Consider the following 15464-nt stretch of genomic DNA (forward strand, 5'->3'; position numbering starts at 1 on the left):
ATGAAGCCCCTATGAGAGAGACACCACGTTGACAATGACACCGGAGCAGGCGACCTGGTTCGCCGGTACTTTCGATCGCCTCGTCGCGAATGTGGGCGTGGCCGTGCTCGGCAAGTCGCACGTGATCAGGCTCTCGATCATGGCGATGATCGCCGAGGGCCACGTGCTGCTCGAGGACGCGCCCGGCACCGGCAAGACCAGCCTCGCCAAGGCGATCGCGGCCACCGTGCAGGGATCGCACCAGCGCATCCAGTTCACGCCCGACCTGCTGCCCTCCGACGTCACGGGTGTCACCATCTACGACCAGAAGACGGGCGCCTTCGAGTTCCACCGCGGACCGGTCTTCGCGAGCATCGTGCTGGCCGACGAGATCAACCGCGCCAGCCCGAAGACGCAGTCGGCGCTGCTCGAGGTCATGGAGGAGTCGCGGGTGACCGTCGACGGCCAGGTGCACGAGGTCGGCCGCCCGTTCCTCGTGATCGCGACCCAGAACCCCATCGAGCAGGCGGGAACCTACAAACTCCCTGAGGCCCAGCTCGACCGCTTCCTCATCAAGACGTCGATCGGCTACCCCGACCTGGCCAGTGCTGAGCAGATCCTCGCGGGCTCGGCGAACCGAAACCCGTCGTCGGCGCTCAACGCCGTGATCACCACGTCGGCGGTCGCCGACATGGCCGACCTCGCGTCGACCGTCCACGTCGACAGCGCCATCCTGCGCTACACGGCCCAGCTCGCCGAAGAGACGCGCAACGCCCCCGAGAGCCGCGTCGGCGTCTCGGTGCGCGGCGCGATGGCCCTGATCCGCGCTGCCAAGGTGTGGGCCGCGGCCCAGGGCCGGCACTTCGTGCTGCCCGACGACATCCGCGACCTGGCAGGCCCCGTCTGGACTCACCGATTCGTTCTCGACCCCGAGGCCGAGTTCCAGGGAACGACCGCCGAGAAGGTTCTCGCGCGCGTGCTCAGCGACGTGGCGGCACCGCAGGCGAGGCAACCCGCAGCATGACCGTGACGGGGGAGAAGAAGGCCTCCCCGATGGCGACGATCGGCCCCCGGCTGGCGAGCGCATCGGGCGCGGCGCGCACGAGCGCGCCCGCACGCTGGGTCTCGGGCACCGGATGGCCCGCTCTGCTCGGCGGCGTGCGTGCCGTATGGCGCGTCGTCTCCCCCGTGCTCTCGACCGTGTCGGGCTTCGGCTGGGCGGTTCTCGCCTTCTCCCTCGTCTTCCTGTTCGTGGGGCTCGAATTCGGATGGCGCGAGTTCCTCGTGATCGCCTGCGTCGGCCTCGCGGCCGAAGTCATCGCGATCGGCTTCGCGGTCGGGCGCTCCGCCTACGCCGTGCGCCTCGACCTCGCCAGCGAGCGGGTCGTGGTCGGAGAGCGTGCAGTGGGACGCATCACCGTGTCGAATACATCCGCGCGCACCCTCCTGCCTGCACGGATCGAGCTTCCCGTCGGCGCCTCGCTCGCCGGCTTCCCTCTCCCCCGCCTGGCCCCCGGCCAGGAGCACGACGACCTCTTCGGCATCCCGACCACCCGCCGCCAGGTCATCACCGTGGGCCCCGTGCGCTCCGTGCGGGGCGACCCCCTGGGCCTGATGCGCCGCGAACTGCGCTGGACCGACGCCGTCGACCTCTACGTGCACCCGCGCACGGTGCGCCTCGAGGGATCCGCTTCGGGCTTCATCAAAGACCTCGAGGGCCTCGCCAGCCGCGACCTCTCGAACAACGACGTGTCGTTCCACGCGCTGCGCGAATACGTTCCGGGCGACGACCGCCGCTACATCCACTGGAAGACCACGGCCCGCACCGGCACCCTCATGGTGCGCCAGTTCGAGGAGACCCGCCGCTCGCACCTCGCGCTCGCCCTCTCGACGAACACCGCCGACTACGCGAGCGACGACGAGTTCGAGCTGGCCGTCTCCGCCTGCGGCTCCCTCGGCATCCAGGCGCTTATGGAGGAGCGCGACGTGACCGTGATGGTGCAGGGCGCCACCCTGCACTCCGAGACCGGCCGACGCCTGCTCGACGATCTCTCGGCCATTGAAGAAGAGGAGAAGCGCGAGACCATCGTGCAGCTGTCGAAGGTGGCGGGCCAGACGGTTCCGGATGCCTCGGTGGCGGTTCTGCTGTTCGGTGGCCCGGTCACCCCCACCCAGCTGCAGGCCGCCTCGGTGCACCTGCCCCTCGGCGTGCGCGTCGTGGGCGTCAGCTGCCAGCCGGGGGCGGAGCCCATGCGTCGACAGATCGGCGACATGACCCTGCTCACCATCGGCGACATCGGCCAGCTGCCCGCAGCCCTCAGGCGGGTGAACAACTGATGACCGCACCCGCACCCACCCGCCGCAGCGGACGCTCAGCGCAGCAGCTCGGACGACGATCCGTCGCCGACACAGCGCTCGACTGCGCGGCCGTCGTCGCCCTGCTCTCGGTGGCCATCGTGGGCTTCGGCCCCGCGTTCGGCGGAACCGGCTATCTCGTCGCCGGCTTCGGCGCCCTGCTGCTGGGTCTCGCAATCGCTCTGCTCGGCGCCCGACTGCGCGCCAACATCCTGGTTCTGGCGGCCGCGACCCTGATGGTCTACATGGTGTTCGGCGGCCCGCTCGCGGTGCCCACGACCACTCTTTTCGGCGTCATTCCGAGCCTCGAGACGATCCGCGCGCTGGTTCTCGGCGTGGTCTTCTCGTGGAAGGACGTGCTTACGCTGGAGACTCCCGTGGGAGCCTTCGCCTCGGTGCTGATCGTTCCCTACCTCGCCACGCTCGTCGCATCCGTTCTGGCCTTCAGCTTCGCCCTTCGCCTGCGCCGCGCCGCCTGGGCGCTGCTGCCCGCCGGCGTGCTGTTCGTGGTGGCCATCGCCTTCGGCACGCGCGACGCGGCCGCGCCGATCGTGCAGGGACTCGTCTTCGCCGGCATCGCCCTCGCCTGGTGGGCCTGGCGCCGCAGCCAAGATCGCGCCCGCCGCATCGCCGCGACCACCCTCGACAGCGCGTCGGGTGCGCAGGCTCCGGATGCGGGCCTCGCCCGCACGCGGCTGGCGCTCGGCGCCGGGCTGCTCGTCGTCGCCCTGGGAGTCGGCCTCGCCACAGGCGGACTGCTCGCCCCGGTCAGCGCCCGCGAGGTGCTGCGAGACGCGATCGTGCCTCCGCTCGACCTGCACGACTACGCGAGCCCCCTCGTCGGCTTCCGCAAGTACGTGCGCGACGAGAAGGAGGACGTGCTCTTCACCGTGAAGGGCCTGCCCGACGGCGCGCGCATCCGTCTCGCGACGCTGGATGCCTACGACGGCGTGGTCTACAACGTCGCGGGCGACGGTACGGCCGGCTCGGGCACGTTCACGCGGGTGAGCGGCGACATCCCCAATGATGTGACGGGCGACAAGGCCACGCTCGATGTGACCATCGGCGACCTCACGGGCGTGTGGATTCCCGACGCGGGCTACCTCGAGAAGTTCCGCTTCACCGGCGACCGTGCCGACGAGCTCTCGGGCAGCCTGCACTACAACCGCACCACGGGTGTCGCGATCACCACCACTCCGTTGGCCAAGGGCGACAGCTACACGATGGACGTCGTGATCCCGAAGGTGCTCACCGAAGAGCAGCTCGAGAGCCACTCGCTGCAGTCGTTGACCATGCCGAAGGCCTCGGGTGTTCCCGAAGACGTCGCTCCCCTCGCCACCACGTACATCGGCGACGCGGAGCGGCCGCTCACCCAGGTGCGCAACATCGCCACGTCGCTGAGCCAGGAGGGCTTCTTCAGCCACGGGCTCGAGGGCGAGGCCACGTCGCGCGCCGGCCACGGCGCCGAGCGCATCGCGACCCTCCTCGGTGCAGACCAGATGATCGGCGACGACGAGCAGTACGCGGTTGCCATGGCCCTCATGGCGCGATCGGCGGGAATGCCCGCCCGCGTGGTGATGGGCTTCTACCCCGACGAGTACGCCGGGGCCGACGCCGACCAGCAGATCACGGGCGATCAGCTTCACGCGTGGGTCGAGGTCGCCTTCGACGACGCGGGCTGGGTGGCCTTCGATCCCACTCCCCCGGAGGACCAGGTTCCCCAGGAGGAGGCTCCGAAGCCGAAGTCCGACCCGAAGGCCCAGGTTCTGCAGCCGCCGCCCCCGCCGCAGGAGCCGGCCGACCTTCCGCCGGACATCCGCACCGACGACACCGAACAAGACGACGAACCCGACTCGAATGCGATCCTCACGACCGTGCTGATCGCATCCGGCAGTCTGCTGGCCCTGCTGATCGTGCTGCTGACGCCCGTCGTGGTGATCGGCGCGTTGAAGGCGCGCCGCCGCAAGGACCGCCAGAACGCGGAGCGCCCCGCCGATCGCCTGAGCGGCGGCTGGGACGAGATCGTCGACCGCGCCGACGACCTGGGCACACCGGTGGGCGGTCGCGGCGTGACCCGCCGGGCCGATGCCGCGGTGCTCGCCGAGGCCTGGCCCGCCCTGCCGGTCGCCGAGGTGGCCGTGCGCGCGGACAACGGCGTGTTCGGCCCGGGCGAGCCCTCGCAGCAGGAGGTTGACGCCTTCTGGGCCGAGGTGAACGATATCGTCAGGGGAATGCACGATTCGCGCGGATGGTGGACACGCCTGCGCGCGAGGGTGTCCTTGCGCGCCTACATCGGCAGGCGCCTGGAGAGTCGACGCAGACGAAGGAGGGCACGGTCGTGACGAACCCCGTGCAGCAGGGCCCCGCCCAGACGATGCCGTGTGTGCGCTGCGGATCTCCCGTTCCGCGCAGCTCGCAGTTCTGCCTCGCGTGCGGAACGCCGACCTCGACTCGCAGCCAGGCAGCGGCGCTGGGGGGCCCGGAGGTTCCGGTGCAGGCCGCGTGGCAGCCGACGCCCGTGAACGCGCCCATCCTGCTCTCGACGATCGTGCCCGCGAACTACGGCCGGCGCGTGCTGGCGTTTCTCATCGACGGCGCGTTCGGGGGCGTGCTCACGACGATCATCGCGCTGCCCATCATCTGGATCGCGGCCGCCTCGGTGGCTCCCGGCAGCACCTTCGAACTGGCCGGCCTGCCTTCTACCCTGATCAGTCTCGCGAGCGGCCTCTATCCGCTGGCCATGCTGGTGCTGCAGGCGTTCACCGGCTTCTCGCTCGGCAAGCGCATCATGGGCCTGCGCATCGTGAAGGTCGAGACGCTCATCCGCCCGGGGCTGGGTCGCATGCTGCTGCGCGGCGTGATTGTCGGAGCCTCGAACATCGTGATCGGCATCGGCCCGCTGCTCGTGTACCTGTCTCCGCTGTGGGACCCGTCGAAGCGCCTTCGCGGCTGGCACGACCGCCTTTCGGGCACGTGGGTCATCGACGTGACGCGGGGCCCGAACCCGTTGGCGAAGAACGCCGGCGAGATCGTCGACGATGTGCCCGCTGTCGAGAAGACGCGGCGGCCGAAGGCGGCGGCACCCGTGGCGGCGGCGGTTGTGCCCGCTGCGCCCGCGGCGCAGGCTCCTGTGGTGCAGTCGCTGTCACAGGCTCCGGATGCGTATTCGTACGCGCCGCCGAGCGTTGCGGCGGCTGCGCCGCCGGCTCCTCCGGTCGCCCCCGCGCCGCCGGCTCCTCCCGTACCCGTGAACCCCGACGTTCCGTCGTATCCGTTCCCGTCGGCATCCGGAGCGCCCGCGGCACCGGCGGCGCCCGCCGCACCCATCGCCCCCGCGCCGCCGGTCGCGCCACCCGTGCCCTCCGGACCGATCGAGGCGATTCCGAGCTTCGATCCGCTGCCGCCATTCGGCGGAGAGGACCTCGACGGGACCAAGCTCAGCAACTCCGTGCCCGCGCAGGCGCTGCCCGCCGGAACCGTGACGCTGCTGTTCGACACGGGCGAGAGCTACGTGATCGCGGGTCATGGTGTGCTCGGCCGCGATCCCGTGTCGCCCTACGGCGCCGCCGACGACATGCTCGTGCAGGTCGCAGGCGACACCCGGTCGATCTCGAAGACCCACCTCGAATTCGAGGTGCAGGCCGGGAGCATCTGGGTGACCGACCGGCGCTCGACCAACGGCTCGGCCATTGTTCGGGCCGACGGTGTCGAATCCCCGATCACGCCAGGGCAGCGCATGACCCTGCGCAGCGGCGACCGGGTGCGCATCGGAACGCGCGTCTTCACCCTCACGGTGGCCCCGTGAGCCCGCCGCCGACGATCGGCGCGTCGACGATCGTGCTCCGCTCCGGCGCCGCCACGCATCGCGGGCTGAAGCGCGCCACCAACGAAGACGCCTACCTGGCGTCGTCGCCCGTTTTTCTCGTAGCCGACGGCATGGGCGGGCACGAGGCGGGCGAGCGCGCGAGCGCCATCGTGGTCGAGTCGTTCGACGGGCTCACCGGCCGGTCGACGGTCGACCCCACCGAGGTGCGCGCCGCCTTCGACCGCGCCTACCGGTCGATCGCCGAGCTCAGCACCAGTGGGCGACGGCGCGCCGGAACCACCGTGTCGGGGGTGGCGATCGTCGACAGCGAGGGCGCGGCCGTGTGGCTCATCTTCAACCTGGGCGACTCGCGCACCTACCGCCTCAACTCGGGCGTGCTCGAGCAGATCAGCATCGACCATTCGGTTGTTCAGGAACTGCTCGACGGCGGCGGCATCGACGCCGCCGAAGCGGCCGTGCATCCCGCCCGCAACGTGATCACCCGAGCGCTCGGGGCCGGCGGCGACTACCGTCCCGACTTCTGGCTCGTGCCCGTCGAACCCGGCGATCGCATGTTCATGTGCTCCGACGGCATCTCCGGCGAGATCGACACGGAGTCGATCGCCCGAATACTCTCGAGTGAGAAGGATCCTCAGGTGGCGGCCGACCGGCTCGTGCGCGAGGGCATGGCTCGGGGAGGCCACGACAACCTCACGGCGGTCGTGGTCGATGCCTCACTGCCCGCAGCGGGGTCGAATGCGGCCCTGCCCGACGACACCATCCCCCGCGGATCCGTGCCGACCGAAGGAGCCGTGCGATGACCCGCCTCAACTACCAACCCGGCCAGTGGCGCGGTGTCGTCGCGCCCGGCGCCGTCGCGCTGTTCCCCACCACCCTCGACGGCGAGCTGCTCGAACGCATCTGGCGAACCCTCGACGACGGACACGGGCTGAGTGGCGTTCTCGAGGCCCTCACTGCCGAGTTCGGCACGAACCTCAAGGCGATCCCGCCGTTCGCCGTCGCCGTCGCATCGGGCTCGGAGCTGCGCCTGGCCGTGCGCGGGGCGTTCCGCATCGACGTGTCGGAGCCCGGCGCATCCGAGCCCGTGACCGTGGCGGGCGACGAGGTCACCACGTGGAACGAGCGCGTCGTGGCCGCCGCAGAGGGCTTCGTGGTGAGCAGCGACGGCGCCGACTCGTCCGACTGGTTCGCGATCCGCAGCGGCATCGTGCTGTGCCGCGCGGTGTCGTTCCGCATGGCCGGGCAGGCCGGGGCAGCGGCGTCGGCCGTTCCGGTCGTGGCCGTGGATGCGGCGGCGGCGCCTCAGGCACCTGCAACACAGACGCCCGCGCCATCGGTGCCCGTAGTCGAGACTGTGGTCGAACCTGTGGCCGAGCCAGCGCTGCCTGCCGAGACGATCGTTCCGGATGCGGCACCCGCTGCTGCGCCCGAACCTGAGCCCGTACCCGAGCCCGAGCCCGAGCCGGAGGCCGTCGTCGACGACCCCGACGACACCGTCGACGACGTCGAGCCCATCGAGGCCGACGACTTCGGGCCGACCGTCACGGAGCTGCCCGACGATGCCTACGACCACCTCTGGGGTGCGACGGTGGTGAAGTCTGTCGAAGAGGCCGCGGTTCGGCTCGACGACGACGAGCCGGCCGACGAGGAGAGCGCGGCGGCCCCTGCCCCTGCCACGGCGGCGCCCGCGCCCGATCCCGCGCCTGCACCCGCCGCATCCTTCACCCCGCCGGTGGAGGCGCCGAAAGTCTCGTCGAAGGAGTGGACCGCGCCCCCGCCGACGGGCCTCATCGACCGCGTTCCCGGCTTCGCCGGCGTCGGAGCGGCCGCGCCGAGCTGGAGTGAGCCCTCCATTCCTGCGGCGTCGCCGACGGCGGCAGCCAGCGAGAACGACCACGACGGGCTCACCGTCACCGTCTCCGAGCTCGAGGCGATGCGCCGACTCGAGTCGGCCGACGAGGCCGCCACCGCAGGCGGGCCCGGCCGCATCGTGCTGGCGACGGGAGACGTCGTCACGCTCGACCGCCCCGTCATCGTGGGCCGCCGGCCGCGGGCGCAGCGCGTGCAGGGCGATGTCCTTCCGCATCTCGTCACCGTGCCGAGCCCGGAACAGGACGTCTCGCGCAGCCACCTCGAGGTTCGGGTCGAGGGCCGGCACGTGCTCGTGGTCGACCTCGACACCACCAACGGCTCGGTGCTGCACCGCGATTCAACGCCGCCCCTGCGTCTGTCTCCGGGCGAGGCGGTGCTCGTGCTGAACGGCGACATCGTCGACATCGGCGACGGCGTCACGCTGCTCTTCGAGGATCTTCCGTGAACGCGCGCCGACCGCCGTCTCCCCCACCCGAGATCGCCGGCTTCGAACACGAACAACTGCTCGGTTCCGGCGGGTTCGCCGACGTCTTCCTCTACGAGCAGCGGATGCCCCGACGCAGGGTGGCCATCAAGGTGCTGCTGAGCGAGGCGCTCACGCCGGGCGCACGCGAGAACTTCGATGCCGAGGCCAACCTCATGGCTCAGCTTTCGACGCACCCGTCGATCGTCACGATCTACCAGGCGGACATCGCCAAAGACGGCCGGCCCTACCTCGTGATGGAGTACTGCTCCCGGCCCAACCTGGCCGCCCGCTATCGCCGCGAGAAGATCAGCGTGGCGGAGGCGCTGCGCATCGGAATCCAGGTGGCGGGAGCCGTCGAGACCGCGCACCGGGCCGGCATCCTGCACCGCGACATCAAACCGGCGAATATTCTCACGACGGAATACAACAGGCCCGCCCTCACCGACTTCGGCATCTCGGTGACCATGGTGGGCGGCGGAGACGACGCGGCCGTGGGCATGTCGATCCCCTGGTCGCCGCCCGAGGTGTTCGGACAGAGCTCGTCGAGCGGATCGGGCGGAGACATCTACGCCCTCGGTGCCACGGTCTATACGCTTCTGGCCGGGCGCAGCCCATTCGAGGTTCCGGGCGGAAGCAACGGCGGCCTCGACCTGATCACGCGCATCCAGCAGTCGCCGCTGTCTCGCACGGGCAGGGCCGACGTTCCCCACTCGCTCGAGCAGATCTTGGCCACCTCGATGGCCAAGCGCGAGGAGGACCGCTTCGGCTCGGCCCTCGAGTTCGCGCGGGCGCTGCAGAAGGTGCAGCTCGAGCTGAGCCTCTCGGTCACGCCCGCCGATGTGCTCGACGACTCTCTGCCCTCTGCGGCCGAAGAGGAAGAGGACGACGGCAACACCCGCATCCGCGGGATCGTCACCATCGACCCCACGGCGCCGGTTGCAGGCACCGCGACGCGTCGCCCCTATCCGGGGTCCGCGCCCGCTTCGACCGTTCCTCCCGTGGCTCCCGTCGGTGTTCAGCCCCCGGCCTTCTCCCAGAGTCACGGGCTCGCGCCGGAGGCCGTCGAGGCGACGCAGCGCCGCGGCCAGGTTCCACCGGTGGCCGGATTCCCGGCATCCACGCCCACGGCTTTCGGACTCACCTCGCCGGCCATCGAGCAGACGCAGCATCGCGCGCCCCAGCCGAGCGAGTTCGCCGATGCCGACCCGTCGAGCCGCTCCAAGAAGATCCCCATTCTGATCGGCGCGATCTCGCTCGTGGTGCTGCTCGCCGTGGGCGGCACGATCTTCGCGATCAACGCGGGCGGCGGCAGTCCGGCGGCGGTCGAGACCGACGATCCGGTCGACCCGATCGACGTCATCCCCGGCGGAACGGTTGCACCGCCGGCCGACGTCGTGGGTGCCCCCGGCGAGGGCGGCATCGTGTTCACCTGGTCGAACCCCGAGCCGGAGAAGGGTGACGTCTACCAGTGGGGACTCCTCGTTCCCGGAACCGAGACCAGCCTCTCGTCGACCACCGACACCACCGTGACGGTCGTGCCGACAGAGGGCCAGAAGACCTGTATCGAGGTGAGCGTCCGTCGCACCGACGGGCGCGCCTCCGAACCAGCGACGGGATGCGCACCCTGATGACCGACGTCAGCACCACCGAATCGACCACGACCGACGCCAGCGTCGAGTACTGCGGCGAGTGGTTCACCCTCGACAGGAACAAGCCCTTCGACATCGGCCGCGACGCCGACCTCGACATCGACGACAACCAGTATCTGCACCGGCGCTTTCTGCAGATCGCCTACATCGACGGCCTGTGGTGGCTCATCAACGTGGGCTCGCGCCTCTCGGCCTCGATCTCGGATGCGACGGGGTCGATGCAGGCCTGGCTCGCCCCGGGTGCGCGGCTCCCCGTGGTGTTCGGCCTCACCTCCGTGGTCTTCACTGCCGGCCCGACGACCTACGAGTTCGTCGTGCACACCTCGACCCCGGCGTTCGTCGACTCGAAGCCCGTCTCCTCCAGCGATGGAACGACCACGGTCGGCGCGGTCACCTTCACCCGCTCGCAGTGGCTGCTGATCCTCGCCCTCGCCGAGCCCATGCTCAAGCGCGAGGGAACGGGCACGAGCGAGATCCCGTCGTCGGCCGCGGCCGCCGAGCGCCTGGGCTGGGTGCTCAGCCGCTTCAACCGCAAGCTCGACAACGTGTGCGACAAGCTCAGCCGCCAGGGCGTCGACGGCCTGCGCGGCGGAGTGGGCGCGCTCGCCACCAACAGACGGGCGCGGCTCGTGGAGTACGCCGTGCTCTCTCGGCTCGTGACCCCCGCAGACCTTCCCGCGCTCGACGACGACACCGCCGACACTCCCCAGGCACCCGCCGCGACCCCCACGAAGGATGCCCGCTAGTCCATGCACATCAAACTCACGCTCTCGCGCGGCGGCGGAACCTCCACGAACGTCGCCGTCACGGCGGATGCGACGACGAGCGTCTCGAACGTGGCCGAGGCACTGTACACGGCCGACCCCGACAACGACGTTCAGCTCGCGCCACCGCGGCTGACGCTCCAGGTCACCGAGACCTCCGGCCAGACACGGGTTCTCGATCCGCAGTCCAACCTGCTCGACTCGGGCGTGCGCTCGGGCTCGACGATCGAGATACGCCAGCACAGCGACGACTTCAACGCGCCCGGCTCCGACCGGGGTGCTCCCGCGGCCACCCTGCGGGTGCTGTCGGGCCCGGATGCCGGTGCCGAGTTCGCGCTGCCGTTCGGCACCAGCTACATCGGCCGTGAGCGCGGTGTGGATGTGCGGCTCACCGATTCGCTGATCTCCAAACGGCATGCCCGCATCACCGTGGGCGAGACCGTCGAGATCACCGACATGAACTCCGCGAACGGTCTGCTGATGGGCGGCGAGCAGGTTCCCCGCACCACCTTGAGCTCGGCCGACGTGGTGGTTCTGGGAGACACGGCCCTCTGCGTCGTTCCCCTGCAGCGTCTCGGCGGTGCGGCTCCCTCGACCCCCGTGATCGAGTTCAACCGCTCGCCTCGGGTGGTCGCGCGCTACCCCGGAGACAAGTACCCGGCCCCCGAGCCTCCCGGCCGCCCGCAGCCCCAGCGCTTTCCGATCGTCGCCCTGATCGCGCCGCTCATCATGGGTGTGGTCCTCTACGCCTTCACCCGCAACATCCTCAGCGTGGTCTTCATCGCCCTGAGCCCGCTGCTGATGATCGGAACGTACATCGATCACAAGCTCACGACGCGTCGGCAGATGAAGGATGCGATCAAGCAGTTCACGCTGTCACTCAAGGCCTTCGTCGACAAGCTGCACGAGCGCCAGCGGCTGCAGCGGGCGGTTCGACTGGGAGAGGCGCCCTCGGTGGCCGACAGCCTCGAGTCGGCCCATCGGCTGGGCCACCTGCTATGGACCCACCGGCCCGAGCACGGCGCCTTCCTTGCCGTGCGCCTCGGGCTCGGAACCGCACACAGCCGCGACAGCGTCACCCTGCCGCAGGCTAATGACACCCTCCCCGAGTACTGGGGCCAGCTCGAAGAGGTGGCCGAGAAGTTCTCGCTCATCGACAACGTGCCGATCGTGGCCGACCTGCGCGAATCGGGCGCGCTCGGCGTGGCCGGCAGCCTCGAGCTGCGCCGCGGCGTGACCCGCGGCGTGCTCGCCCAGCTCACCGCCTTGCACTCCCCCGCCGAGCTCGTGGTGTGCGCGCTCGTCTCGCCCGTGTCGCGCGAGAGCTGGGAGTGGCTCGAATGGATGCCGCACACCGGCTCCCCGCACAGCCCCCTGGCCGGCGATCACCTCGCCGACAACCCCGGATCGGGCCTCGCCCTGCTGTCGCGCCTCGAGGAGCTCGTCGCCCAGCGCACGGCCGGAGCCCCCAGCGCTCGCGGTGCACTCGAGAGCCCCGATCTGCGGCCGAAGAAAGACGACGAGTCGGACGTTCCGCTGCCCATCACCCCCGCGGTGATCGTGGTCATCGAAGACGACGTGCCCGTCGATCGGGGTCGTCTCAACCGCCTCGCCGAGCGCGGCGCCGACGCTAACGTTCACATCGTGTGGTCCGCGCCATCCATCGCCCACCTGCCGGCCGCGTGCCGCAGCTTCGTGAGCGTCGATTCGGATGTCGCCGGCGGCACCGTGGGCCAGGTCCGGCTGGGCGAGCACACCTACCCGGTGGTCTGCGAGACGGTCGAGCTCGAGGCGGCGCACCGCTACGCGCGGCATCTCGCCCCCGTCGTCGACGTGGGATCGCCGATCGACGACGAGTCCGACCTGCCCCGCTCGGTGTCGTACCTGTCGCTCGTGGGTCCCGAGCTCGCCGAGCAGCCCGACGCCGTGGTCGAGCGCTGGCGCGAGAGCAACTCGATCGCCCTTCGCGACGGCTCGCCGCCGGTGCGCCGCAAGAAGGAGGGCTCGCTGCGGGCCCTCGTGGGTCACAGCGGAACCGAGCCGTTCTACCTCGACATCCGCAACCAAGGCCCGCATGCCCTCGTCGGCGGAACGACCGGAGCCGGCAAGAGCGAGTTCCTGCAGTCGTGGGTGCTGGGCATGGCGGCGGCGCACTCCCCCGACCGCGCCACCTTCCTCTTCATCGACTACAAGGGCGGCGCGGCCTTTGCCGACTGCGTGGCGCTGCCGCACACCGTGGGACTCGTCACCGACCTGTCGCCGCACCTCGTGCGCCGCGCCCTCACCTCGCTGCGCGCCGAACTGCGCTACCGCGAGCACCTGCTCAACCGCAAGAAGGCGAAAGACCTGGTCTCGCTCGAGAAGACGGGCGACCCGGAGACCCCGCCGAGCCTGCTGATCGTGGTCGACGAGTTCGCCGCCCTCGTGCAGGAGGTGCCCGAGTTCGTCGACGGCGTCGTCGACGTGGCCCAGAGAGGTCGTTCGCTCGGCCTGCACCTCATCCTCGCCACGCAGCGTCCCGCCGGTGTCATCAAAGACAATCTGCGCGCCAACACCAACCTGCGCATCGCGCTGCGCATGGCCGACGCCGAGGACTCCTCCGACATTCTCGGAACGCCCATGGCGGCCTACTTCGACCAGTCGATCCCCGGTCGCGGGGCCGCGAAGACCGGCCCTGGCCGGCTCGCCTCGTTCCAGACCGGCTACGCGGGTGGGTGGACCACGAACGAGCCGCCCCGCCCGCGCATCGACATCACCGAGATGAACTTCGGTGCCGGCGCCGAGTGGGAGGTGCCGGAGGTCGAGGTCGTCGAGGCGGCCGACCCGGGGCCGAACGACATCGCGCGACTCGTCGCATCCATTCGCACGGCGGCCCGCCGGGCCGACATCCCCGACCCGCGCAAGCCGTGGCTCGACGAGCTCGCGGCCGTCTACGACTTCTCGCTGCTGCCGAACCCGCGCACCGACGAGCGGCTGCTGCTCGGCGTGATCGACGAGCCGGAGAACCAGATTCAGCCGACCGTGTTTTACGAGCCCGACCGCGACGGCAACATGGCCGTCTACGGAACCGGTGGGTCGGGCAAGAGCGCCACCCTGCGCACGATCGCCGTTGCCGCGGCCATCACGCCCCGCGGCGGTCCGATCCACGTGTACGGCCTCGACTTCGGATCGAGCGGACTCAGCATGCTCGAGGAGCTGCCCCACGTGGGCGCGATCATCGACGGCGACGACGAGGAGCGCGTGATCCGCCTGCTCCGGATGCTGCGCGACACTGTCGACGACCGCTCGGCCCGGTATTCCGCGGTTCGCGCCGGCAGCATCGGCGAGTATCGACGCATCGCCGGAGCGCCACAGGAGCCCCGCATCATCGTCCTGGTCGACGGAATCGGCGCGTTCCGCGAGCAGTACGAGTTCGGCGGCCACTCCGCCTGGTTCACCACCTTCGCGCAGATCGCCAGCGACGGACGCCAGGTGGGCGTGCACATCGTGATCTCCGGCGACCGGCCCAACTCCGTTCCCGCGTCGCTCGGATCGACGGTGCAGCGACGACTGGTGCTGCGCATGGCCAGCGAGGACGACTACCAGCTGGTCGGCGTGCCGAAGGACACGCTCACGGCGATCTCGCCCCCCGGGCGTGGACTCATGGGCGGAAACGAGATCCAGATCGCGGTGCTCGGCGCCGACCCCAACGTGGCCATCCAGTCGCGAGAGGTGGCCAAGCTGGCCGAGGCCATGCGCCGCCAGGGCATCCCGGAGGCCCCGCCCATAAAGAAGCTGTCGGACTCGATTCCGCTCTCGACCCTCCCCGCCACGGCCGGCGGGCTGCCGGTGATCGCCGTGCGCGACGACAACCTGGCCCCGCTCGGCATCGCGCCGCGCGGAGCATTCATGGTGTCGGGCTCCGGTCAGAGCGGCCGTTCCACGGCGCTCGCGACCATGGCTGCCGCACTGCGTCGGGCGCAGCCCGGCATCCGGCTCGTGCACATCTCGCCCCGCAAGACGTCGCTCACGCCCCTGCCGTTCTGGTCGATGTCCATCTCGGATCCCGCCCAGGTCACCGCCTTCGCCGACGACCTGCAGGGCCAGCTCGACGCCGGAACCCTGCGGCCCGACTCCCTCGCGATCTTCGTGGAGAACATCGGAGACCTCACGGGGACCATGGCGGAGAACGACATCGACCGCCTGATCAAGAGGGCGCTGCGCGACGACGTGTTCGTGGTGGGCGAGAGCGAGACGGCCACCTGGTCGGCGGCGTGGACGCTGGCCGGCTCGTTCAAGGGCGCCAAGCGGGGCCTGCTGCTGGTGCCGGGCGAACTGGATGGCGACACCCTGCTCGGCACATCGCTCGGCCGCTTCCGTCGCGCAGACCTGCCGCCGGGGCGCGGATTCCTCGTGCAGCAGGGCCGCATCACCAAGGTGCAGGTGGCGCTGCCGGATGCCTGAGAACCGCCCCGCCAGGGGCATGGGGAGTTCTCCCCATCGACTCCCCTACGGGGGTCACCCTAGTCTGATCACGTGAGATCGACTCACGGGATGTAGCGAAACCGGAACCG

General features: G+C 70.5%; 9 protein-coding genes. All 9 read left to right on the plus strand.

Translation table 11 applies throughout. From position 1 onward, the window contains the following. Positions 1-28 precede the first annotated feature (28 nt). Genes ASF06_RS12705 through ASF06_RS12745 form a run of 9 tightly spaced genes read left to right on the plus strand, consistent with a single transcriptional unit; the run spans position 29 to position 15354 of the window. A complete protein-coding gene (locus ASF06_RS12705) occupies positions 29-1003 on the plus strand; it encodes an AAA family ATPase (protein ID WP_055947639.1) in 975 nt (324 codons plus the stop codon). Continuing rightward, positions 1000-2316, plus strand: coding sequence for a DUF58 domain-containing protein (locus ASF06_RS12710; protein ID WP_235501002.1), 1317 nt, complete (start codon positions 1000-1002; stop codon positions 2314-2316). The genes ASF06_RS12705 and ASF06_RS12710 overlap by 4 nt, the downstream gene beginning before the upstream one ends. Next, the gene (locus ASF06_RS12715) at positions 2316-4676 is read left to right on the plus strand and encodes a transglutaminase family protein (protein ID WP_082500926.1); all 2361 of its coding nucleotides are present in this window, start codon (positions 2316-2318) and stop codon (positions 4674-4676) included. The genes ASF06_RS12710 and ASF06_RS12715 overlap by 1 nt, the downstream gene beginning before the upstream one ends. Beyond that, positions 4673-6139 (plus strand): RDD family protein, encoded by a 1467-nt coding sequence (locus ASF06_RS12720; RefSeq protein ID WP_055947642.1) that lies wholly within the window; start codon positions 4673-4675, stop codon positions 6137-6139. Before ASF06_RS12715 ends, ASF06_RS12720 begins: the two co-directional genes overlap by 4 nt. Continuing rightward, positions 6136-6960, plus strand: coding sequence for a PP2C family protein-serine/threonine phosphatase (locus tag ASF06_RS12725; RefSeq protein WP_235497296.1), 825 nt, complete (start codon positions 6136-6138; stop codon positions 6958-6960). Before ASF06_RS12720 ends, ASF06_RS12725 begins: the two co-directional genes overlap by 4 nt. Then, positions 6957-8477: an FHA domain-containing protein gene (locus ASF06_RS12730; protein WP_055947646.1), complete on the plus strand. Its 1521-nt coding sequence runs from the start codon at positions 6957-6959 to the stop codon at positions 8475-8477. The genes ASF06_RS12725 and ASF06_RS12730 overlap by 4 nt, the downstream gene beginning before the upstream one ends. Further along, positions 8474-10126, plus strand: a complete 1653-nt coding sequence (locus ASF06_RS12735; protein WP_055947649.1) for a serine/threonine-protein kinase — start codon at positions 8474-8476, stop codon at positions 10124-10126. The genes ASF06_RS12730 and ASF06_RS12735 overlap by 4 nt, the downstream gene beginning before the upstream one ends. Beyond that, on the plus strand, positions 10126-10893 hold the full coding sequence (locus tag ASF06_RS12740) for a hypothetical protein (RefSeq protein ID WP_055933558.1): 768 nt from the start codon (positions 10126-10128) through the stop codon (positions 10891-10893). The genes ASF06_RS12735 and ASF06_RS12740 overlap by 1 nt, the downstream gene beginning before the upstream one ends. 3 nt (positions 10894-10896) lie before the next feature. Further along, complete coding sequence (locus ASF06_RS12745) at positions 10897-15354, plus strand: FtsK/SpoIIIE domain-containing protein (RefSeq protein WP_055947652.1); 4458 nt, start codon at positions 10897-10899, stop codon at positions 15352-15354. Positions 15355-15464 lie beyond the last annotated feature (110 nt).

Origin of the sequence: Agreia sp. Leaf244, assembly GCF_001422695.1 — a bacterium.
GTDB lineage: Bacteria > Actinomycetota > Actinomycetes > Actinomycetales > Microbacteriaceae > Agreia.

Bases quoted from the DNA above. Each gene is read 5' to 3' on its own strand.
- ASF06_RS12715 (WP_082500926.1), top strand. From the start codon at position 2,316: ATGACCGCACCCGCACCCACCCGCCGCAGCGGACGCTCAGCGCAGCAG.
- ASF06_RS12710 (WP_235501002.1), top strand. From the start codon at position 1,000: ATGACCGTGACGGGGGAGAAGAAGGCCTCCCCGATGGCGACGATCGGC.
- ASF06_RS12730 (WP_055947646.1), top strand. From the start codon at position 6,957: ATGACCCGCCTCAACTACCAACCCGGCCAGTGGCGCGGTGTCGTCGCG.
- ASF06_RS12740 (WP_055933558.1), top strand. From the start codon at position 10,126: ATGACCGACGTCAGCACCACCGAATCGACCACGACCGACGCCAGCGTC.
- ASF06_RS12745 (WP_055947652.1), top strand. From the start codon at position 10,897: ATGCACATCAAACTCACGCTCTCGCGCGGCGGCGGAACCTCCACGAAC.